The organism is Dietzia sp. IBK-p2-16D, assembly GCF_057773085.1.
Genome location: NZ_JBYMTL010000002.1, coordinates 336,303 through 355,189, shown reverse-complemented (window position 1 = coordinate 355,189; position 18,887 = coordinate 336,303). Strand labels below are relative to the sequence as shown.

Genomic DNA, 18,887 nt, shown 5'->3' with positions numbered 1-18,887 from the left:
GTGGGCATCACTGAGTCGTCCGGCACCGGTTCGCCCGCTGCGACGGGCACGGACTTCGACGTCGTCATCCGGGGCGGCACGGTCTTCGACGGCACCGGCGCCCCCGGCATCCGCGCAGATGTCGGGATCCGTGCCGGGGAGGTCGCGGCGATCAGTCCGACGCCGCTCCCCGTCTCGCCGGACACGCAGGTCGTGGAGGCCGAGGGCAGGTGGGTGACGCCCGGGTTCGTGGACACCCACACCCACTACGACGTCGAGCTGCTCGTCTCCCCGGGCCTGGGCGAATCCGTGCGGCACGGGGTGACCACCGTCCTGGTGGGCAACTGCTCCATCTCGGGCGTGTACTCGGGCACCGTCGACGTGGCCGACCTGTTCAGCCGCGTCGAGGCCCTGCCCCGCGACTCGGTGCTGGCGGCGCTCGAGCAGAAGAAGACCTGGTCGGGCCCGGCGGACTGGCGGCGCGCGGTCGAGGCCCTGCCCCTGGGGCCCAATGTCGCGTCGTTCCTCGGCCACTCCGACGTCCGCGCCTCGGTGATGGGGTTGGGCCGGGCGACCGACCCCAAGCAGTCCCCCAGCCGCGACGAGTTGCGCACGATCGACCGCCGCATCAACGCCGCTCTCGACGAGGGCTTCCTGGGCGTGTCCACCATGACCAATCCCTGGGACAAGATGGACGGTGACCGCTACCGCTCGCGGACCCTGCCCTCCACGCACGCCTCGTGGGGCGAGTTCCGGCGGATCAGCCGGCTGCTGCGCCGCCGTGACCGCGTCCTGCAGGGTGTGCCCAACCTCAACACCAAGGTCGACGTGGCCTTCTACGCCGCCACCAGCACGGGGCTGTTCCGCAAGCCCCTGCGCGTCTCGCTGCTCTCAGCCGCCGACACGCTGGCCGAGCCGTGGGTCAACCGCATCTTCCGGCCCATCGCCTGGGCCGCCAACACAGTGGGTAAGGGCAAGTTCGTGTGGCAGCACCTGCCCACCACGTTCAAGGTGTGGGCGGACGGGATCGACCTGGTGGTGTTCGAGGAGTTCGGCTCCGGCCGTGAGGCCCTGCACCTCGTCGACGAGATGGCCCGCACCGATCTGCTGGAACAGGAGAGCTACCGCCGCTGGTTCCGGCGGGATTTCGAGAAGCGCTTCAGCCCGCGGGTGTGGCACCGCGACTTCGACGACGCCCTCATCGTGGCGTGCCCCGACGAGTCGCTGGTCGGCAAGACCGTCGGCGACGTCGCCCGCGCCCGGAAGCTCCACCCGGCGGACGCGTACCTCGACCTGGTGGTGGAGTTCGGCACCGACTTCCGCTGGACCACCACCATCGCCAACGCGCGCGAGAAGGTCGCCAACCGGCTGGCGCGGACCCCGGGGGTGACGATCGGTTTCTCCGACGCCGGTGCGCACCTGCGCAACATGGCCTTCTACAACTTCGGCATCCGCCTGCTGGAGCGCGTCCACCAGGCACAGCTGGGCGGCAAGCCGTTCCTCACCACGGAGGAGGCCGTGTACAAGCTCACCGGTGAGTTGGCGGATTTCTACCGCCTCGACGCCGGGCGACTGGAGGTCGGTCGCCGGGCGGACGTGGTGGTCATCGATCCGTCCGGGCTCGACGGCGAGTCCCTCGAGTACCACGAGGAGGCCATGGACGAGTTCGGCGGGATCCGCCGGATGGTCAACCGCAACGACCGGGCCGTGGCGGCGACGATCATCGGCGGCCGCGTGGTGTGGTCGGATGGGGAGTTCGCCGACGGCTACGGCCGGGTGTTCGCGGCGGGCCGGTTCCTGCCCGCGGGCGAGGCCGTGGCACCGCGGCCGGTGGAGGCGCCACGGCCCGCCGCTCACTCCGTGGGCATCCCGGCGTCCTCCCAGGCGGAGTAGCTGCCCTCGAGCTCGGTGACGTCGTAGCCGACGCTGCGCAGTGAGCTGGCCACGACCGAGCTGCGGGTGCCGGACTGGCAGTAGGTGACGATCTTCCCCGAGTCGGGCAGTTCGTCGCGTTCCCACATCACCTGGCCGCCGTGCAGCTGGGTGGCGTCGGGGACGTGGCCCTCGTCGTACTCGGAGGTGGCGCGGACGTCGAGCACCATGGCGTGCTCGTGGGACTCCAGGTCCTCCGGCGCGACGGTCTCCGGGCGGAACGTGGGCAGTCCGTCGGTGGAGGTGACGTACCCGCGTGTGGAGTCGATGCCCACGCGGATGACGTGCCGCCGCAGCTCGTCGGCCGCCTCGGCGTCCTCGGCGAGGAAGACCAGGCCGCGGGTGTCCTTGTCCGGATCGATCGCCCAGCCGGCGTAGGTGTCCGCCTGGCCGGCGGGGAGGTTGATGGCGCGGTCGACGGTGCCGTCGTGGACGTCGTCGGCGGGGCGGGGGTCGACGACGACGAGGCCACCGGACTCGATGCCGGAGGCCACCTCCTGGGCAGGCAGCTCGTGCAGCTCCGGCAACGGATTGCCGAGCACGGAGGGGCCGTCCCGGTTCTCGCGCTTCATCCGCCCGAAGTACGCCGGTGCGTCCGGCTGGCCGTCGAGGAGTTCGGAGATGAAGCCCTCCTCGTCGTCGTTCTCCACGTACGTCGGCCACCACGCGAACTTCCGCTCGTATCCCACCGAGCTGGACGGCAAGGCCCCCAGGGACTTGCCGCAGGCAGAGCCCGCGCCGTGGGCCGGGAACACCTGGACGTGGTCGGGCAGGGTGAGGAAGCGCTCGCGCAGGCTGGCGAACAGCTGCTTGGCGCTCTCGACGCGGGTGTCCTCGCCGTCGGAATCGCTCCCGGCGTCGTCGTTGCCGCCGGCGGTCTCGTCGAGCAGGTCCGGTCAGCCGAGGTCGCCGCAGAACACGAAGTCGCCGGTGAGCGCGTAGCCGGGCTCGTCGGCGAACGCACCGTCGGCGACGAGGAACATCAGGTGCTCGGGCGTGTGGCCGGGGGTGTGCACGGCCTTGAGCTGGACGTTGCCGAGCTCGATGGTGTCGCCGTCGCGGAGCCGCTCACCCTCGAAGCCGTAGCGCCAGTCGTCGCCGCCCTCGTCGGAGAGGTAGACGGTGGCGCCGGTCGCGGCGGCCAGTTCGCGGGTGCCGGACAGGTAGTCGGCGTGGATGTGGGTCTCGGTGACCTTGACGATGGTCATGCCGTGCTGATCGGCCATCTCGAAGTAGGGCCGGAGGTCGCGACTGGGGTCCACGACGATCGCCTCGCTGCTGCTCTGGCAGCCGATGAAGTAGCTGGCGTGGGCCAGGTCGTAGTCATAGATGCGTTCGAAAAGCATGGTGCGGCGTCCTTTTTCCTTGGGGGAACAGGTACAACAGCCACCGTAAAACCCTCCCCGGTATGCGGCCACCGGTCGGTTCGTGCACACTCGCGGCCGGGCGGCGCACACTGGGGACGGACCGTATCGCCGATGGAAGGACCCCCGCCGTGACCGATTCGCCCATGGACGACGACACCCGCGCCCTGCTGCTCGCGCCCAACCCGGCCGTCATGGCGACGCTGCGCAAGGACGGCTCCCCGGTCACCGTGCCGACCTGGTACCGACTCGTGGAGGGCGACCGGATCCACCTCAACCTCGACGCCGGCCGGGTGCGGCTGCAACACCTGCGCCGCGACCCGCGGGTGGCGCTGTCCGTCATCGCGTCCGAGGACTGGTACACCCACGCGAGCATCCAGGGGCGGGTCGTGGAGATCGCCGATGACCCGGATCTGTCCGGCATCGACGCCCTGAGCACGCACTACACCGGCGAGCCGTACCCGGTGCGCGATCGCGCCCGCGTGGACGCGTGGGTGGAGATCGAGCACGTCCACGTGTGGGGTCAGCTCCGCGAGTCCTGACCCGGACGCACCCCGGGCCGGCCGGCTCGGGGTGCGTCGGCCGGGTCGGCCGGGCCGGCGCTGCTCAGACCGCGTGCGCGGCCTCGACACCGAGCGCTGCGAGGAGCGCCTCGCGATAGGCGGCGTGCTCGGTCGCGCGCTCGGTGCGCCCCTCGGACAGGACCACGTCCACGTCCTGGGCGATCCGGCCCTCGTCGAGCACCACCACGCGGTCGGCCAGGGTGATGGCCTCGTCCACGTCGTGCGTCACCAGCAGCACGGCGGGCCGGTGCACCCGGCACAGCTCGAGCAGCAACGCGTGCATCCGGATACGGGTCAACGCGTCCAGGGCGCCAAAGGGCTCGTCGGCCAGCAGGAGTTCGGGGCCGCGGACCAGCGAGCGGGCCAGCGAGACCCGCTGCTGCTCACCGCCGGACAGCTCCGACGGCCACGAGCGCTCCCGGCCCGCCAGACCGACCTCGGCCAGCGCCTCCGAGCCGCGGCGTCGCGTGTCGGGGCCGTCGAGGCCGAGCACCACGTTGTCGAGCACCCGGGACCACGGCAGGAGCCGCGAGTCCTGGAACACCACCGACCGGTTCTCGGGCACCTGCAGCTCCCCGGAACCGGGGACGCCCGCGTCCAGGCCGGCGATCGCTCTCAGCAGGGTCGATTTGCCGGAGCCGCTGCGCCCGAGCAGGGCGACGAACTCGCCGCGGCGGATGTCCAGATCGATGTCGTCGAGCACCACCCGTCCGTCGAATCCGCGGGTGAGTCCGCGGGCGCGGACGCTCAGCTCGCGATGGTCGTACGCCATGACAGTGCCTTTCGCTCGAGGAGCCGGACCAGCAGGTCGGAGGTGGTTCCGAGGATGGCGTAGACCACCAGGCCCACGATGATCACGTCGGTCAGTCCGTAGTTGCGGGCCTGGTACATGAGGAAGCCGATCCCGCTGCTGGCGTTGACCTGCTCCACCACGACCAGTGAGGTCCAGGCGATGGTCACGGCCAGGCGCAGTCCCGAGAAGAAACCGGGCAGCGCGCCGGGGACGGCCACGTGCCGCAGGAACCCGACCCGCGACAGGCGCAACGACTCGGCCAGCTCGACGTGGCGGGCGTCCAGGCCGCGCAGGGCGGAGAAGGTGTTGATGTAGACGGGCACGAACACCGCCAGGGCGATGAGCAGGATCTTCATCTGCTCGCCGATGCCGAACCACACGATCGCCAGCGGGATGAGCGCGAGCGTGGGGATGGACCGCTTGATCTGCACCGGCCCGTCGATGAGGGCCTCGCCGATCCGGGTCAGGCCCGCGAGGGTCGCGAGCACCACCCCGAGCACGACGCCGAGCGCGCCGCCGACCAGCGCCCGCTGGACGGAGATCCACAGGTTGCTCTGCAGGCGCCCGTCGGCGATGAGCTCCCCGGCGGTCGTGACGACCGTCCACGGGGCGGACAGGGTCCGCGGATCGATGAGGCCGGTGGCCGACCCCACGGTCCAGATCGCCAGGAGCACGAGCGGCCCGATCGCCAGACCGAACCGGATCGGCGCGCCCGGCCCGAGCCGCGACCTGGCGGGCCTCGGTGCCAGGCGCCCGGCCGCCGGGGCCTCGTCCCCCGGCGTCCGCCCGGTCGGCCGGGCAGTGGCGGGGCGGTGCATGGTGAGCGTCATGGGGTCGTCCTCTCGTCAGGTGGTGGAGGAGATGGTGTCCGGCAACGGCGGAACGGGGCAACGGTTGGCATCACGGTGATCGGATGTCAGCTCCCGGCTCGACCCGACCGCCGGCTGCCGACTCGGCCCGTCCGCCGGCTTCCGCCGGGGCAGATACCGCGGCACGACCCACGCGAACACCCCGGCGCCCACCACCGCCACCCCACCGGTGGCCAGGCTCGCCGCGGCCAACCCGCCGAGCGCGGTGACCCCGGACAGGACCAGCGGCCCGGACAGCACCCCGAGGTCGTGGGCGACCCGCCACAGCCCGAGGAAGGCCACGCGGTCGCCCGGGGGCGCGAGGTCCGCCCCCAGGGTCATGAGCAGCCCGTTGCTCAGCCCGTTGGCCGCGCCCAGCACCACGGACACCGCCCCCACCGCGACCGGCCCGTGGGCCAGCGGCAGCAGCAGCGCACCCAGCGCGAACACGCTCGTCGAAGCGACCGCGACAGGAACCCGCCCGATGGTGTCCAGCGCTCGTCCCGCGGGCAGCGAGATCAGCAGGTCCATGGCGCCGCCGATGCCGAACACGACGCTCGTGGCCACGGCGTCCAGGCCCACGTGCGCGGCCCACAGCGGAAGGACCGTGGTGCGGCTGGTGCGGCACACCCCCAGCACCAACGCGCCGGCACCGACGCGGGTGAGGGGCTCGGCGTGGTCGACGGCCACCGCCCACACGCCGCTGCCGGTCTCGGCGCCGCGGGCGGTGGCGTCGGGCACGATCATCATCAGCACGCCGGCCACGGCGATGGCCGCGGCCTGGATCCACAGCCCGCCGGCCGGGCCGCTCACGGCGACCACGGCGGCGCCGACGAACGGGCCGATGAGCAGTCCCGCACGCATCGACGCCGCGACCGCGGACAGCGCACGGCCGAGGTGGGCGTCGGCGGCGATCTCGACCACGGAGTTCTGCCGGGCGACCATCGACACCGCCGCCGCGACGCCCACGAGCGCCACCCCGATCGAGATCCACACCGGGTCCCCGACCAGGGCGCTCAGCGCGGCTCCGCCGACCCCGACCCCTGTCGAGACGGCGACGGCCCGGCGCTCCCCCAGCCGGGAGATGATCCACCCCGAGGGCACGTCGCCCAGCAGCATGCCCAGGCCCGCCATGGCGGCCACGAGCCCGGCCTGCACCACCGACGCGCCGTGCTCGAGCGCGAGCAGCACCACGACCGGCGCGGCCGCACCCTGCCCCACCCCGTGCAGCAGCGACGGCACGAGCAGTGGCAGGACGAGCGCGCGCGGCAGGGCCGGGCCCCGGCGCTGCCGCCGGGGCCCGGCCGACCTCCCTCCCTCCGGCCTGTCTCCCACTAGGAGGCGGTGGAGCCGGCCAGCGGCTCGGCGGCGTAGCGGCTCTCGGGCCGCGGCAGGCCGTAGTGATCGCGCAGGGTGGTCCCCGAGTACTCGGTGCGGAACAGGCCCTTGTCCTGCAGGATCGGGACGACCCGCTCGGTGAACGCCTCCAGCCCCACCGGGTACACGGGCGGCATGATGTTGAACCCGTCCGCGGCGCCGGTGCGGAACCACGTCTCGATCACGGTGACGACCTGCTCGGCGGTCCCCGTGACGACGTTGTGCCCACGTGCACCGGCCAGCCGGTAGAGCAGCTCCCGCACGGTCGGCTTCTCCCGGAGGACGATCTTCGCCACCACGGACCTGCGGCTCTGGGTGGTATCGGCCAGGTCGCCGAAGCCCTCGAACCACGACTGCGGGACCTCGTCGTCGTATCCCACTCCCGACAGGTCGATCCCGGTCAGCTTTCGGACCTGCTCGAGGCCGAACGCGGGGATGGTGAGTTCGTTGAGCTCGCGCTCCAGGTCGCGGGCCTCGGCGGGCGAGTCCGCGATGAACGGGCTGAGCCCGGGCAGGACCTTGACGTGGTCCGGATTGCGGCCGGCCCTGAGGGCGCGGGCCTTGATGTCCGCGTAGAAGGCCTGCGCGTCGCCGATGCGTTGGTGGGCGGTGAAGATGGCCTCGGCGTAGCGGCCCGCGAACTCCCGCCCGTCGTTGGACGAGCCGGCCTGGACCAGCACCGGGCGGCCCTGGGGGGACCGGGGCGAGTTGAGCGGGCCCCGCACGCGGAGGTGCTCGCCGCGCGCGTCGACGCGGTGGATCCGGTCGCCGTCGGCGTAGGTTCCGGCCTCCTTGTCGACGACGAGGGCGTCGTCCTCCCAGCTGTCCCACAGCCCGATGGCCGCCTCGACGAACTCGGTGGCCCGCGCGTACCGGTCGGCGGCCGGCGGGTGCTCGTCCAGCCCGAAGTTCGCGGCCGCGGCGTCGGTCGAGGTCGTCACGATGTTCCATCCGGCCCGGCCCCGGGAGAGGTGGTCGAGCGAGGAGAACAGGCGGGCGAGGTTGTAGGGCTCGTAGTAGGTGGTCGACGCGGTGGCGATGAGGCCGAGGTGGCTGGTGACGGAGGCCATCGCGGTGAGCGTGGTGATGGGCTCGAGGTGGTAGTCGGGCTTGAACCGGGCGTCCGAGCGCAGGGCCGGGCCGTCGGCGAAGAACACCGCGTCGAGCTTGGCGGCCTCGGCCGTGCGGGCGAGTTCCTGGAAGTAGGTGATGTCGGTGATGCGCTCCGGGACCGCGTCCGGGTGGCGCCACGACGCCTCGTGGTGGCCGGTGGGGTAGATGAACGCGTTGAGGCTGAGCTGGCGTGGCTGTGACATGGGGTTCTCTCCTGGGGTGGGCGGCGTCAGCTGCGGGTGCGGGAGGCTCCGACGGACGTCACGGCCTCCGCGACGACGGGGTCGAAGCGGCGGTCGACGCCCTCCGACGCCTCCACCGGACGGGGCAGACCACCGACCGAGTCGAGCCCGGCGGCGATCGAGGCGATGACCTGCTCGACCTCGTCGAAGGTGGGGAAGGTGAACTCCCCCTGCGAGGCGAGGATCGCGTCGCCGTCCTCCTCGGTCAGCCCCTCGGACTCCACGACGTAGGAGCGGACCCACTCCTGCGGGTTCTCGTTGATCCACTGGTAGCTACGCACCACGGCGGCCACGAACTCGGCGGCCGCGGCGGCGGTGGCGGGGTCGGACAGCGCCGTCTCGCTGGAGTACACGTACAGGTGCCCGGAGCCGAAGTCCTCGGTGAGCTCCTCGGGGACCTGGGAGCTGCCGGGGGTCTTGAGGTAGCGGGAGCGGACCGGCTGGCTCAGGGGAGCGGCGTCGATGACGCCGGAACGCAGGGCGTCGGGGAAGTCGGGCAGGCTCATGTGGACCAGCTCGACGTCCTCGGTGCCGAGCCCGGCCGCCTCGAGGAGGTTGAGCAGGAAGATCTGCTGCGTGGTGCCCTCGGCGTAGCCGAGTTTCCTGCCCTTGAGCTGCGACAGCTCGGTGACCTTGACGCCGGGGGCCAGCGCGAGCGCCACGGAGTTGTCGGTGGCTCCGGCGCCGATCACCTTGACGTCGTCGCCCGCGGCGAGGGCCTGGACCTCCATGATGTCGCCGGCGTAGCCGATGTCGATCGCGTCGGCGCGGAACGCCTCCAGCACCGACGGAGCGCCCTGGAACGCGCCGAACTCCACCTCGAAGGGGAGTTTGTCCAGTTCCCCGGACGCCTCGAGCGCCACGGTGAGCCGGTTCTGCTGGTCGGCCACGACGAGCGTGGTGCCCTCGGGGATCTCGGTGGGCAGCGGCGCGTCGGCGGCGATGCCGTCGGCGTCGCCGGAGCAGGCCGAGACGGCGGTGACCGCAGCCATCGCCATTGCGACGAGGGCCAGGCGACGGCGCGGGCGAGGGCTGGGACGTGGTGACATCTCTACTACTCCTGTAGGGCTGGGTCGTGTGAACGAGAGATGTCTACCAACGGGTGAGCGGGCGGGGGAACCTTAATTCGCATCGTGAACGGAACGGTCCCGAGCGGCTCTAGGCTGAGGTACTTCCCCTCACCCCCCTGACCCCGGAGGCACCGGATGTCTGACCGCTACCCCCTCGCCGAGCTCGCCGACCTGCCCGATGACCTGCGTGAACGCATCCTGGCCGAGCAGGAGAAGGCCGGGTTCGTGCCCGAGGTGTTCCTGATGTTCGGACGCCGGCCGGCCGAGTCGCGGGCGTTCTTCGCGTACCACGACGCGCTGATGGATCGCGAGGGGAACCTGTCCAAAGCGGACAAGGAGATGATCGTGGTGACCATCTCCGGGCAGAACAACTGCCTGTTCTGCGTGGTGGCGCACGGGGCAATCCTGCGGATCGTCAAGAAGGCCCCGATGATCGCCGACCAGCTGGCGGTGAACTACCGCAAGGCCGATCTCACGCCGCGCGAGCGGGCGATCTGCGACTTCGCCACGAAGGTCAATCTGCACTCCGACGAGCTGGGAGACGCCGACTTCGCGGCGCTGCGCGAGCACGGTCTGGACGACGAGGACGCGTGGGACATCGCCGCCATCACCGGGCTGTTCGGGCTGAGTAACCGGCTGGCGAACGCGACCGACATGCGGCCGAACCCGGAGTTCTACCTCATGGGCCGGGTGCCGCGGCAGAAGTAGCCCGGCCCCAACCTCGGCGCGGGGGCTGCCTCAGTTCCGCTCGGTGACCACACCGCAGGCGGCGCGGCTCCCGCCGTCGCCGGCGTTCTTGGTGCCCTCGTCCGGCCCGCCGGGCGCGTAGCGCTCCGGGATGTTGGCGAGGTTGTCCGAGTTCTCGTGGACCATGACGGCCGATCCGTCCTCGTCCAGGAGCAGCCCGCGGTCGAGCCGGTCGGTGAGGGTGACGATCCGGGCGGCACCGTCCTCCGTCACGTAGAGAGTGGGCAGGTCACCGGCATGTTCGGGGTGGCCGGCCTCGCCGTCCGGCCCGGCCAGGTGGCCGCCTGCCGAGAGGAACGCCCCGCGCTCGCCCGGCTCGGAGGGGTTCTCGCTGTCGGGTTCGCAGAGGCCCGCGCCGTGGATGTGGAGGCCGTGGAAGCCGGGTGTCAGGTCGGTGGCGTTGACGGTGACGAGCGTGCCGCCGTCGGTCTCAGCGAACTCCGCCGTGCCGCGGGGTTCACCTCCCGCGTTCACCAGTTCGGCGGTCGCAAAGACGTCGCCCCCGCTCGCACCGGCACCGTTCTCGGTATTGGTCGTCTCGGCCGTCGTGACAGTCGTCTGGGATTCGACATCGCCCTGGGCAGCCGGCGAATCCTCCCCAGTTCCGCATGAAGCCAGCAACAGGGCGGCTGCGCCAAGAGCGGCGAAAGCAGAGCTTTTTCTTCCGCTCAGTCGGGCGGCGGACACGGTGCGTGCGGTCATCGGAACCTCCTCGAACGGCGTCGTGGTGGTGACGGTACCGATGCGCATGCTCGGCGCAACCGCCTTGAGCCACACGACTTCTCGCGGCGCGCTTCGATGCGGTCTGCGGTACCACAAAGTAAGGATCCCCTTGGCATTGCGAGCTGGCGTTTTGTTGATTAGCCAACACCGGAGTAGGACAACCGACTTGACAGCCCCGTCGACCACTCCCGCGGGCGGCCCGAGACCGGTTGAGCTGGAGCGAGTTTCAGGGACGGCGCTGTGCGCGCAGCAGCCGGTCGAAGACGACTGTGAAGTTCGTTACGCAATTTTGTCTGAACACTTGCTAAACCTGAGAGCGAGATGCATACTCTTCTCAGTCCCCGCACAGATTCCTCTGGCTCCCCGCGGGGCGTCCCTCCCCCTCGAGCCTCAGGCTCATTCCCTCGCAAGAAAGGGTTCATCATGAACCAGGTCTATGCCCTCATGGTCACTTTCCAGGCGTTCCTCGACGACCGCTTCGAGAACCGCAAGGACCGCGGCGCCACCGCCGTCGAGTACGGCCTGATGGTCGGATTGATCGCCGTCGTGATCATCGTGGCAGTAGTCGCCCTCGGCGACAATCTGAACGAGATGTTTGAGGGCGTCAACACTGAGATCGACAAGGCGAACGCCCCGGCGACCTGACCGTAGTCGCTTGGTATGCGCAGCGCCCACCGATGGGCGCTGCGCATACCAAGTCCCTCGTCCCGCGATCACCCCTCCCCTCCCCTCCCCTCCCCTTCCCCCCTCAGGCGCCGCAATGCTCACGCCCTCACGTGACCGCGGAGCAGCAGCAGTTGAATTCGCGCTCGTACTGCCGATACTTCTGCTCCTAGTCCTCGGCATCATCGAATTCGGTCGCGCATACCACGTTCAGACCACCCTCTCCAACGCAGCTCGCGATGGCGTCAGGGTGATGGCGCTGCAAGATAACGCCACAGCTGCGCGTGCGACCGCCAAAGACTCCGCCTCCGGTCTCTCCCTCACCGACTCGATGATCGATGTCACCCCCTCCCGCTGCACCTCGGACACAACGGCTCCCGGCCAGGTCGCCGTCACGATCAGTTATCCATTCACTCTGGTCTCTGGTTTTCTCCCCCTCGACGACTTCACCCTCACCGGCAGGGGGACCATGCGATGCTTCGGCTAAATGACGATCGCGGAGCGGTCGCCGTCCTCGTCGCCATCCTCATGGTTCCGCTCATCGGATTCGCCGCGATCTCCCTCGACATCGCGGCAGCCCACGCCGAGCGGCAGCAACTCCAGACCGGCGCGGACGCCGCTGCACTGGCCATTGCCCAGGACTGCGCCCGCAAAGCCTGCGGTTCTCCGAACACAACTGCCCAAACCTTCGCGACCGAGAACAGCAACTCCGGCAACGCTGTCGCCAGCGTCCCGACGATTCCCTCCGCCTCCACGGGCAGGGTGACCGTGCACAACTCTGCGGTTCGCGAGCACTCGTTCGCGCCGATATTCGGAATCGATCGCACTACGCTCCTTGCAACCTCCAGCGCGGGGTGGGGCGGCCCAACCGGCGGCACGGCGGCGCTCCCGCTCATCATCTCGCTGTGCGATTTCAACAAGTTCTCCCTCGGCGGGATTCCGTCAGGAGTTGAACAGACGATCGTCACAACACCGGCCGGAACCTGTTCGGGTACGGGTAACGGGTCCCCGACCCTCCTTCCCGGAGGATTCGGGTGGCTGGAGACCGATGAGAAGAAGAGCTGCTACACCACCACGCGAATCAACACGAAGGCCTACAGCGAGCCCGGCAACAACCCGGGCCAATGCGACCTCTCGACGATTCGAGGAAAGACCATCCTCATTCCGCTCTTCGACGAGGCTGACTCCACCACTTCTGGCGGCAACGGCCGTGGCGCCTGGTACGAGGTCTACGGCTACGCGGCGTTCCACGTCACCGGGTACTACTTCTCCGGCCAGAGCTGGAATCCGCCGTGTGACAAGAACCAACGGTGCATCCGCGGCTACTTCACTTCGATGGTGAACACGGACCCCGACTTCACCTACGGCCCGGACGCGCCAAACCTCGGCACATCCGCCGTCTACCTACTACCTGACTAGTGAGAGACCAATGAACCGACGTCTCGTCTCGGCTATTGCAGCCGGCGTGCTCGCGCTCCTCGGCGCAGTGCTGCTCGTCAGTTACGTGAACAACGCGGACAGTCGCGCGATGGCGAACATGGATCCCATCGAGGTCCTGGTGGTGTCCGCACCCATTGCCGAGGGCACTCCGTCGGAGGAGATCGCCGCCTCGGTGACTACCCAGCGCCTGCCCCGGGCGGCGGTCGGGCCCGACCCGGTCCGTTCGCTCGCCGAGGTGGCCAGCCGAGTCGCCGCGACCGATCTGCAGCCCGGGGAGCAGCTCTTAAGCGCCCGGTTTGTCACCAGGCAGTCGCTGGAACGCTTCGGCGGAATCCCCGTGCCCGAGGGGTACCACTCAGTGACCATCTCGCTTGGCGCACCGCAGATCGTCGGCGGCACCATCACTCCCGGGGACACTGTCGGCGTATTCATCACCGTCGGCGACGGGAGGACTCGCCTCATTCTCCGAAAAATCCTTGTGACCCGCGTCCAAGGCGGGCTTGGCGCGACCCAGCCGAACGAAGGGGTCGAGAACCCCGACGCTGCCCCGGTGCCCGACGGCGGCGCGATGATCACCATGGCGCTCACCACCGATCAGTCACTGACCGTCGTCCACGCTGCCAAATTCTCGAACATCTGGCTCTCGCTCGAGGACGCGACCGTCCCGCAGGACGGCACCCCCAAGGTCGATATGAGGAATTTCTCCTGATGAGCCGCATACTGATCGCCTCCGATTCCGCCGACCTCCGCGGACGAGTCGCCACCGCGACCGGCGCGCCGATCTCGGTGATCGCCGGCACCCCGCTGCCCGCCGGCCCACCGCAACTCTTCCAACGACTTGGCACAGGCGCACCGATCCCGCAGGTGGTCGTGATCGACACCGCCGCCAACCTTGAGGACGCGCTGGGGCTCTCGTCCCGTCTCGCGACCGATTGCCCCGGCATGGCCGTGGTGCTGGTAAGCGAGCAGCCCGACGCCCTCGCCCTGGCCGCCCTGCGGGCCGGCGCGTGCGACGTGGTGCACCCCGAGGCCGATGTCGCCGAGTTCGCGGCGGTGCTCGGTCGCGCCGCACAGGTCGCCGCCACTACTGCACCCCAGGGGCCGGGCGACACCGCCATGAACGGCAGCGCCAGCACGCGCGGCCGCGTCATCAGCGTGGTCTCCCCCAAGGGCGGGGTCGGCAAGACGACGGTCGCCACCAACCTGGCGGTGGGCCTGGCCCGCTCCGCCCCGAACTCGACGGTCCTCGTGGACCTGGACGTGCAGTTCGGCGACGTGGCCAGCGCACTCAACCTCGACCCCGAGCACACCCTTCTCGATGTGGTCCGCGGCCCGGCCGTCAAGGACTCGATGGTCCTCAAGACCTTCCTCACCCAGCACCAGACCGGCCTCTACACCGTGTGCGCGCCGGCGTCCCCCGCCGACGCCGACGACATCACCTCCGCCGACGTGGCCCAGCTGCTGAAGACCCTGGCCTCGGAGTTCCGCTACGTCGTGGTGGACACCGCCCCGGGGCTGGACGATCACGCGCTCGCCGCGATCGACCAGGCCGACGAGCTGGTCCTCCTCACCAGTCTCGACGTGCCGGGCGTCCGGGGTCTGCGCAAGGAGATGGCCATCCTGCGCGACCTGGCCCTGGACTTCGACAAACGACACATCCTGGTGAACTTCGCCGACCCGCGCAGCGGGCTGACCAAGGCCGACGCCGAAGCCACCATCGGCGCCGGAGTCGACCTGGTCCTCCCCCGCAGCAAGGCCGTCCCGGTGTCCGTCAACCAGGGCCTACCCCTCCTGCAGAGCGACACCCGCGACCCGATGACCAAGCAACTGCGCAAGCTCGTCGACCAGTTCACCCCGGCGCCGATGCGCCCCACCCAGACCGCCGTGCCCCTCACCATGGGAGGCCGGCACCGACTCCGTAGGAAGCGGGTGAAGGCATGAGCCTGTCCGATCGCCTCCGCGCCGCGCGCGTCGCCACCGGCACGACCCTCACCGACGCGCTCCCGACCGAGGCCGCCGCGCCGGTCCCCGCCGCCACGGACCCGACGTCGTCCGTGGCCACCGCCACCCCGACGGCGACGACGACGAGGTCTGCCGCTGCGGGCACCACGCAATCTCTCGCGCCCGCGGGCGGGGCGCTCACCGACGACCCCACCGCGGATCCGCTGATCGCCCTCAAGGAACGCGCGGCCACCGCGCTGTTCGAGCGCATCGGCGCCCGGCTGAACAACCCCTCGCTCACCGAGGACCAGCTCCACACCATGGTCCGCGCCGAGCTCAACAAGGTCGTCGAGGACGAGACCGTCCCGCTGACCGGGGACCAGCGCCAGCGCCTCATCACGGACGTCCAGGCCGACGTCCTGGGCCACGGCCCGCTCGAGAAGCTGCTCGAGGACCCGGACATCACCGAGATCATGGTCAACGGCCCCGACATGATCTTCGTCGAGCGCGCCGGTCAGATCACCCGGCACCCCTCGCGATTCACCTCCGAGGACCACCTGCGGCAGGTGATCGAGCGGATCGTCTCCCGCATCGGCCGCCGCGTCGACGAGTCGTCCCCGCTGGTCGACGCCCGCCTCGCGGACGGCTCCCGCGTCAACGCGGTGATCCCTCCCCTGGCGGTCAACGGCTCCTCGCTGACCATCCGGAAGTTCTCCAAGGATCCGTACCAGGTCCATGACCTCATCCGCTTCGGCACCATCACCCCCGAGATGGCCGAGGTCCTGCAGGCCTGCGTGCAGGCACGACTCAACATCATCGTCTCCGGCGGTACCGGATCCGGTAAGACCACCCTGCTCAACGTCCTGTCCTCGTTCATCCCCGAGGGCGAGCGGATCGTCACCATCGAGGACGCCGTCGAGCTCCAGCTGCAGCAGGACCACGTGGTCCGGCTCGAGTCCCGACCCGCCAACATCGAGGGCCGCGGGGAGATCACCATCCGCGAACTCGTCCGGAACTCCCTGCGTATGCGTCCCGACCGCATCGTGGTGGGCGAGGTCCGCGGTGGCGAGACCCTCGACATGCTCCAGGCGATGAACACCGGCCACGACGGCTCACTCTCCACCGTCCACTCCAATTCGCCACGTGACGCCATCGCCCGCCTGGAGACCCTCGTCCTCATGGCGGGCATGGACCTGCCGCTACGGGCCATCCGGGAGCAGATCGCTTCCGCCGTCGACGTCATCATCCAGCTCACCCGCCTCCGCGACGGCACCCGCCGCATCACCGCCGTCACCGAGGTCCAGGGCATGGAGGGGCAGACGGTCACCCTGCAGGACGCGTTCCTGTTCGACTACTCCGCCGGCGTCGGCCCCGACGGCAAATTCCTCGGCAAGCCCGTCGCCACCGGGGTGCGCCCCCGCTTCACCGACCGCTTCACCGAACTCGGCATCACCCTGTCCCCCCGCGTGTTCGGGGCCACCACCGACGGAGCGGGGTCGATCCGATGACCGCGTCGCTGTTCTCTCCCGCTGCCTTCGGGCTCGCCGCCGTCACCCTGGCCATCGCCGTCCTCACCTTCCTGGCGCTCGCCCCCGCACGCGGCCACATCCCGCGCGAGCGCCGGAGGCCCGACCAGCCCGCCGGCCCCGGCCTGCTGAACCGCACCGCCACCGCGCTCACCGAGGCGATCGACTCGCTCCTGCGCCGCCGCGGGACCACCGGAGCCGGCCAGCTCGAACGCGCCGGCGTCCGCATGGGGCTCCAGGACTACGTCTTCCTCGTCGTCGTCGCCACGATCGTCGCCTTCGCCCTGGGACTCATCCTCATCGGACCGCTGATGGGCGTGTTCCTCGCCCTCCTCGCCCCCGCGGGCGGATACATCCTGCTCCAGGTCCTCGCCGCCCGCCGACGCGCCGCGTTCGCGGACCAGCTCGACGACTCCCTGCAGCTCATGGCCAGCAGCCTGCGCGCCGGACACAGCCTCCTCCAGGCGCTGGCCTCCGTCGCCCGCGAGGCCGAGCAGCCCACCTCCGAGGAGTTCGCGCGGATCATCAACGAGACCCGCGTCGGTCGCGAGCTCGCCCCGGCGCTGGAGGAGACCGCGAACCGGATGGGCAGCCAGGACTTCGTCTGGGTCACCCAGGCGATCGCCATCAACCGCGAGGTCGGCGGTAACCTCGCCGAGGTCCTCGACGGCGTCGGCCACACCATCCGCGAACGCAACCAGATCCGCCGACAGGTTCAGGCGCTCGCCGCCGAGGGCAAGCTGTCCGCCTACGTCCTCATGGCACTGCCGTTCGGCATCGGCGGATTCCTGTTCATCTCCAACCCGTCCTACATCGGCGTGCTCACCCAGAGCCCGCTGGGCTGGGGGATGATCGCCGCCGGAGTGGTGATGCTCATCATCGGCGGGATCTGGTTGAGCAAGGTCGTGCGCATCAAGTTCTGACCCGGCGCCCGACCCCGGGCCCCGGCCTCCCCTCCCCCTCTGCCCGTCTCCGCGAAAGGAGGCCCCCGCGATGCCGCTGACCGCCGCGTTGGCCGTGTTCGTCCTGACCGCATCCATGTTCCTGCTGGCCTTCGCCGTCTTCGCCGGCCGGGACACCGTCCGGGCGCGCACCGTCGCCAACCTCCGCCGCGGGACCGACGACGGATTCGCCTCCGCCGTCGACCTGACCGGTGTCGACGACGACGACTCCCGCAGCCGCCTGTACGAGGTCGCCCGCCGACTGACGCCGGTCGGCACCATCCGCAGGCTCGAGAAGCTGTCCATCCGCGCCGGCCGGCCCCGCGGCTGGTCCATCCAACGGCTCGTCGTGGCCAAGATCGTCCTGCCTCTGGCCGTGGTGCTGCTGGGCCTGGCGCTACTGCGGGCCAATCCGGAGCCGCTGCTCCTCCTGCTCATGCTGGGGACGGCCGCCGTCTGCTACTTTCTGCCCGAGCTCCTCCTGCAGAGCCGCGGCCAGGAGCGCAACGACGAGATCGCGCTCGAGCTGGCCGACACCCTCGATCAGATGACCATCGCGGTGGAGGCCGGGCTCGGATTCGACGCCGCCATGGCCCGCGCCGGGCGCAACGGCACCGGCCCGCTCGCGCAGGAGCTCATCCGCACGCTGCAGGAGATCCAGGTGGGCCAGCTCCGCCGGACCGCCTACGAGCAGCTGGCCATCCGCACCGACGTGCCCGACCTGCGCCGGTTCATCCGCGCGATCATCCAGGCCGACGCCTACGGCATCTCCGTCGCCGACGTGCTGCGCACGCAGGCGTCCGAGATGCGGCTCAAGCGGCGGCAGCGGGCGGAGGAGAAGGCGCAGCAGGTGCCGGTCAAGGTGATCTTCCCGCTCCTGACGTGCATCCTGCCCGTACTGTTCATCGTGCTGCTCGGCCCGACGGTGATCAACATGATGGAGGCGTTCTCCTGACATGCTCTTCGTGATCGCCGTGGCTTCGGCCGTCGTGGCCGGTGTGGCCGCGGCGGTGCTCGGGCGATGGATGCGCTCGGTCGCCGGGTCGGACTCGCGGTGGCTGCGCTGTGGCCTGCACGTCGTGTTGGCGGCGGCCGGAGGGTTCGGTGCCGCGCATCTGGCCCTGGGCTGGGCGGACCTGGTGACGTTCCTCGTCCTGGCCGTGGCGTGCGCGCTGCTGGTGCCGATCGACCTGGCGGTGTTCCGCCTGCCGGATGCGCTGGTCCTGCCCCTGTACCCGGTGGTGTTCCTCGGGCTGGCGGCGACGGCCGCGATGTTCGACGAATGGGGCTCGTTCGGCCGGGCCTCCGCCGCGGCGGCCGCGCTGCTCGCGTTCTACTTCGTGTTGGCGCTCATCAATCCGTCCGGCCTCGGTCTGGGGGACGTCAAGCTCTCCGGCGTGCTCGGCGCGTTCCTCGGGTGGTTCGGCTGGCCCGCCGTGCTCGCGGGGACCTTGGCCGCGTTCGTCATCAACGCCGCGGTCGCGCTCGTGCTCCTGGCCGCGGGTCGGGTGGGGGCCAAGAGCGGCATCGCGTTCGGCCCGGCCATGGTGATCGGCGCGGTCGTCGGCGCCGCCTACTGGGCCGTGCGCTCCGCGGCGTTGGCGGGCTGAGTCGCTCGGACCACG

18 protein-coding genes and 1 pseudogene are annotated in these 18,887 nt (G+C 70.4%); 12 read left to right on the top strand and 7 right to left on the bottom strand.

Going from position 1 to position 18,887, the window contains the following annotated elements:
• The gene (locus AC3DE3_RS05990; protein WP_488369344.1) at positions 1 to 1,872 is read left to right on the top strand and encodes an N-acyl-D-amino-acid deacylase family protein; all 1,872 of its coding nucleotides are present in this window, start codon (positions 1 to 3) and stop codon (positions 1,870 to 1,872) included.
• Here the strand turns inward: AC3DE3_RS05990 and AC3DE3_RS05985 are convergent.
• Positions 1,833 to 3,257 (bottom strand): annotated as a pseudogene (locus tag AC3DE3_RS05985) (MBL fold metallo-hydrolase). The gene AC3DE3_RS05990 and the pseudogene AC3DE3_RS05985 sit on opposite strands and share 40 nt — an antisense overlap.
• Positions 3,258 to 3,406: 149 nt before the next feature.
• On the opposite strand from AC3DE3_RS05985, the gene AC3DE3_RS05980 reads away from it, so the two are divergent.
• On the top strand, positions 3,407 to 3,817 hold the full coding sequence (locus tag AC3DE3_RS05980; protein ID WP_488369343.1) for a PPOX class F420-dependent oxidoreductase: 411 nt from the start codon (positions 3,407 to 3,409) through the stop codon (positions 3,815 to 3,817).
• Positions 3,818 to 3,881: 64 nt separating this feature from the next.
• Here AC3DE3_RS05980 and AC3DE3_RS05975 read toward each other — a convergent pair whose 3' ends face one another.
• The 5 genes from AC3DE3_RS05975 to AC3DE3_RS05955 are packed head-to-tail and all read right to left on the bottom strand — an operon-like array spanning position 3,882 to position 9,260.
• Positions 3,882 to 4,610, bottom strand: coding sequence for an ABC transporter ATP-binding protein (locus AC3DE3_RS05975; protein ID WP_488369342.1), 729 nt, complete (start codon positions 4,608 to 4,610; stop codon positions 3,882 to 3,884).
• Entirely contained in the window at positions 4,586 to 5,461 is an 876-nt protein-coding gene (locus tag AC3DE3_RS05970) for an ABC transporter permease (RefSeq protein ID WP_488369341.1), read from the bottom strand. Before AC3DE3_RS05970 ends, AC3DE3_RS05975 begins: the two co-directional genes overlap by 25 nt.
• Positions 5,462 to 5,476: 15 nt before the next feature.
• On the bottom strand, positions 5,477 to 6,814 hold the full coding sequence (locus AC3DE3_RS05965; RefSeq protein ID WP_488369340.1) for an MFS transporter: 1,338 nt from the start codon (positions 6,812 to 6,814) through the stop codon (positions 5,477 to 5,479).
• Positions 6,814 to 8,172, bottom strand: a complete 1,359-nt coding sequence (locus AC3DE3_RS05960) for an LLM class flavin-dependent oxidoreductase (RefSeq protein WP_488369339.1) — start codon at positions 8,170 to 8,172, stop codon at positions 6,814 to 6,816. Before AC3DE3_RS05960 ends, AC3DE3_RS05965 begins: the two co-directional genes overlap by 1 nt.
• 26 nt (positions 8,173 to 8,198) lie before the next feature.
• A complete protein-coding gene (locus tag AC3DE3_RS05955; RefSeq protein WP_488369338.1) occupies positions 8,199 to 9,260 on the bottom strand; it encodes an ABC transporter substrate-binding protein in 1,062 nt (353 codons plus the stop codon).
• 156 nt (positions 9,261 to 9,416) lie between these two features.
• Between AC3DE3_RS05955 and AC3DE3_RS05950 the strand changes: the two genes are divergently transcribed.
• Positions 9,417 to 9,989 carry a peroxidase-related enzyme gene (locus AC3DE3_RS05950; RefSeq protein WP_260485870.1) on the top strand — a complete coding sequence of 191 codons (573 nt, stop codon included), beginning with the start codon at positions 9,417 to 9,419 and terminating at the stop codon, positions 9,987 to 9,989.
• A gap of 30 nt (positions 9,990 to 10,019) precedes the next feature.
• Here the strand turns inward: AC3DE3_RS05950 and AC3DE3_RS05945 are convergent, their stop codons facing one another.
• Positions 10,020 to 10,730, bottom strand: coding sequence for a superoxide dismutase family protein (locus tag AC3DE3_RS05945; protein WP_488369337.1), 711 nt, complete (start codon positions 10,728 to 10,730; stop codon positions 10,020 to 10,022).
• Positions 10,731 to 11,174: 444 nt separating this feature from the next.
• Here AC3DE3_RS05945 and AC3DE3_RS05940 point away from each other — a divergent pair, with 444 nt between their 5' ends.
• The 9 genes from AC3DE3_RS05940 (at position 11,175) to AC3DE3_RS05900 (ending at position 18,872) form a co-directional block, all read left to right on the top strand.
• Positions 11,175 to 11,396: a Flp family type IVb pilin gene (locus AC3DE3_RS05940; protein WP_488369336.1), complete on the top strand. Its 222-nt coding sequence runs from the start codon at positions 11,175 to 11,177 to the stop codon at positions 11,394 to 11,396.
• A gap of 115 nt (positions 11,397 to 11,511) precedes the next feature.
• Positions 11,512 to 11,901 (top strand): TadE/TadG family type IV pilus assembly protein, encoded by a 390-nt coding sequence (locus tag AC3DE3_RS05935; protein WP_488369335.1) that lies wholly within the window; start codon positions 11,512 to 11,514, stop codon positions 11,899 to 11,901.
• Positions 11,889 to 12,833, top strand: a complete 945-nt coding sequence (locus AC3DE3_RS05930; protein ID WP_488369334.1) for a pilus assembly protein TadG-related protein — start codon at positions 11,889 to 11,891, stop codon at positions 12,831 to 12,833. Before AC3DE3_RS05935 ends, AC3DE3_RS05930 begins: the two co-directional genes overlap by 13 nt.
• Positions 12,834 to 12,843: 10 nt before the next feature.
• Positions 12,844 to 13,563, top strand: a complete 720-nt coding sequence (gene cpaB, locus AC3DE3_RS05925) for a Flp pilus assembly protein CpaB (RefSeq protein WP_260485875.1) — start codon at positions 12,844 to 12,846, stop codon at positions 13,561 to 13,563.
• Positions 13,563 to 14,795 carry a CpaE/TadZ family protein gene (locus AC3DE3_RS05920; protein WP_488369333.1) on the top strand — a complete coding sequence of 411 codons (1,233 nt, stop codon included), beginning with the start codon at positions 13,563 to 13,565 and terminating at the stop codon, positions 14,793 to 14,795. Before cpaB ends, AC3DE3_RS05920 begins: the two co-directional genes overlap by 1 nt.
• Entirely contained in the window at positions 14,792 to 16,303 is a 1,512-nt protein-coding gene (locus AC3DE3_RS05915; protein WP_488369332.1) for a TadA family conjugal transfer-associated ATPase, read from the top strand. The genes AC3DE3_RS05920 and AC3DE3_RS05915 overlap by 4 nt, the downstream gene beginning before the upstream one ends.
• Positions 16,300 to 17,244: a type II secretion system F family protein gene (locus AC3DE3_RS05910; RefSeq protein ID WP_488369331.1), complete on the top strand. Its 945-nt coding sequence runs from the start codon at positions 16,300 to 16,302 to the stop codon at positions 17,242 to 17,244. Before AC3DE3_RS05915 ends, AC3DE3_RS05910 begins: the two co-directional genes overlap by 4 nt.
• 70 nt (positions 17,245 to 17,314) lie before the next feature.
• Positions 17,315 to 18,217, top strand: a complete 903-nt coding sequence (locus tag AC3DE3_RS05905; RefSeq protein ID WP_488369330.1) for a type II secretion system F family protein — start codon at positions 17,315 to 17,317, stop codon at positions 18,215 to 18,217.
• 1 nt (position 18,218) lies between these two features.
• A complete protein-coding gene (locus AC3DE3_RS05900; protein WP_488369329.1) occupies positions 18,219 to 18,872 on the top strand; it encodes a prepilin peptidase in 654 nt (217 codons plus the stop codon).
• Positions 18,873 to 18,887 lie beyond the last annotated feature (15 nt).

Excerpts from the sequence above, each read along its gene's own strand:
- AC3DE3_RS05975 (WP_488369342.1), bottom strand. The coding sequence starts at position 4,610 with ATGGCGTACGACCATCGCGAGCTGAGCGTCCGCGCCCGCGGACTCACC.
- AC3DE3_RS05970 (WP_488369341.1), bottom strand. The coding sequence starts at position 5,461 with ATGACGCTCACCATGCACCGCCCCGCCACTGCCCGGCCGACCGGGCGG.
- AC3DE3_RS05960 (WP_488369339.1), bottom strand. The coding sequence starts at position 8,172 with ATGTCACAGCCACGCCAGCTCAGCCTCAACGCGTTCATCTACCCCACC.
- AC3DE3_RS05955 (WP_488369338.1), bottom strand. The coding sequence starts at position 9,260 with ATGTCACCACGTCCCAGCCCTCGCCCGCGCCGTCGCCTGGCCCTCGTC.
- AC3DE3_RS05950 (WP_260485870.1), top strand. The coding sequence starts at position 9,417 with ATGTCTGACCGCTACCCCCTCGCCGAGCTCGCCGACCTGCCCGATGAC.
- AC3DE3_RS05945 (WP_488369337.1), bottom strand. The coding sequence starts at position 10,730 with ATGACCGCACGCACCGTGTCCGCCGCCCGACTGAGCGGAAGAAAAAGC.
- AC3DE3_RS05940 (WP_488369336.1), top strand. The coding sequence starts at position 11,175 with ATGAACCAGGTCTATGCCCTCATGGTCACTTTCCAGGCGTTCCTCGAC.
- AC3DE3_RS05935 (WP_488369335.1), top strand. The coding sequence starts at position 11,512 with ATGCTCACGCCCTCACGTGACCGCGGAGCAGCAGCAGTTGAATTCGCG.
- AC3DE3_RS05930 (WP_488369334.1), top strand. The coding sequence starts at position 11,889 with ATGCTTCGGCTAAATGACGATCGCGGAGCGGTCGCCGTCCTCGTCGCC.
- cpaB (WP_260485875.1), top strand. The coding sequence starts at position 12,844 with ATGAACCGACGTCTCGTCTCGGCTATTGCAGCCGGCGTGCTCGCGCTC.
- AC3DE3_RS05920 (WP_488369333.1), top strand. The coding sequence starts at position 13,563 with ATGAGCCGCATACTGATCGCCTCCGATTCCGCCGACCTCCGCGGACGA.
- AC3DE3_RS05915 (WP_488369332.1), top strand. The coding sequence starts at position 14,792 with ATGAGCCTGTCCGATCGCCTCCGCGCCGCGCGCGTCGCCACCGGCACG.
- AC3DE3_RS05910 (WP_488369331.1), top strand. The coding sequence starts at position 16,300 with ATGACCGCGTCGCTGTTCTCTCCCGCTGCCTTCGGGCTCGCCGCCGTC.
- AC3DE3_RS05905 (WP_488369330.1), top strand. The coding sequence starts at position 17,315 with ATGCCGCTGACCGCCGCGTTGGCCGTGTTCGTCCTGACCGCATCCATG.
- AC3DE3_RS05900 (WP_488369329.1), top strand. The coding sequence starts at position 18,219 with ATGCTCTTCGTGATCGCCGTGGCTTCGGCCGTCGTGGCCGGTGTGGCC.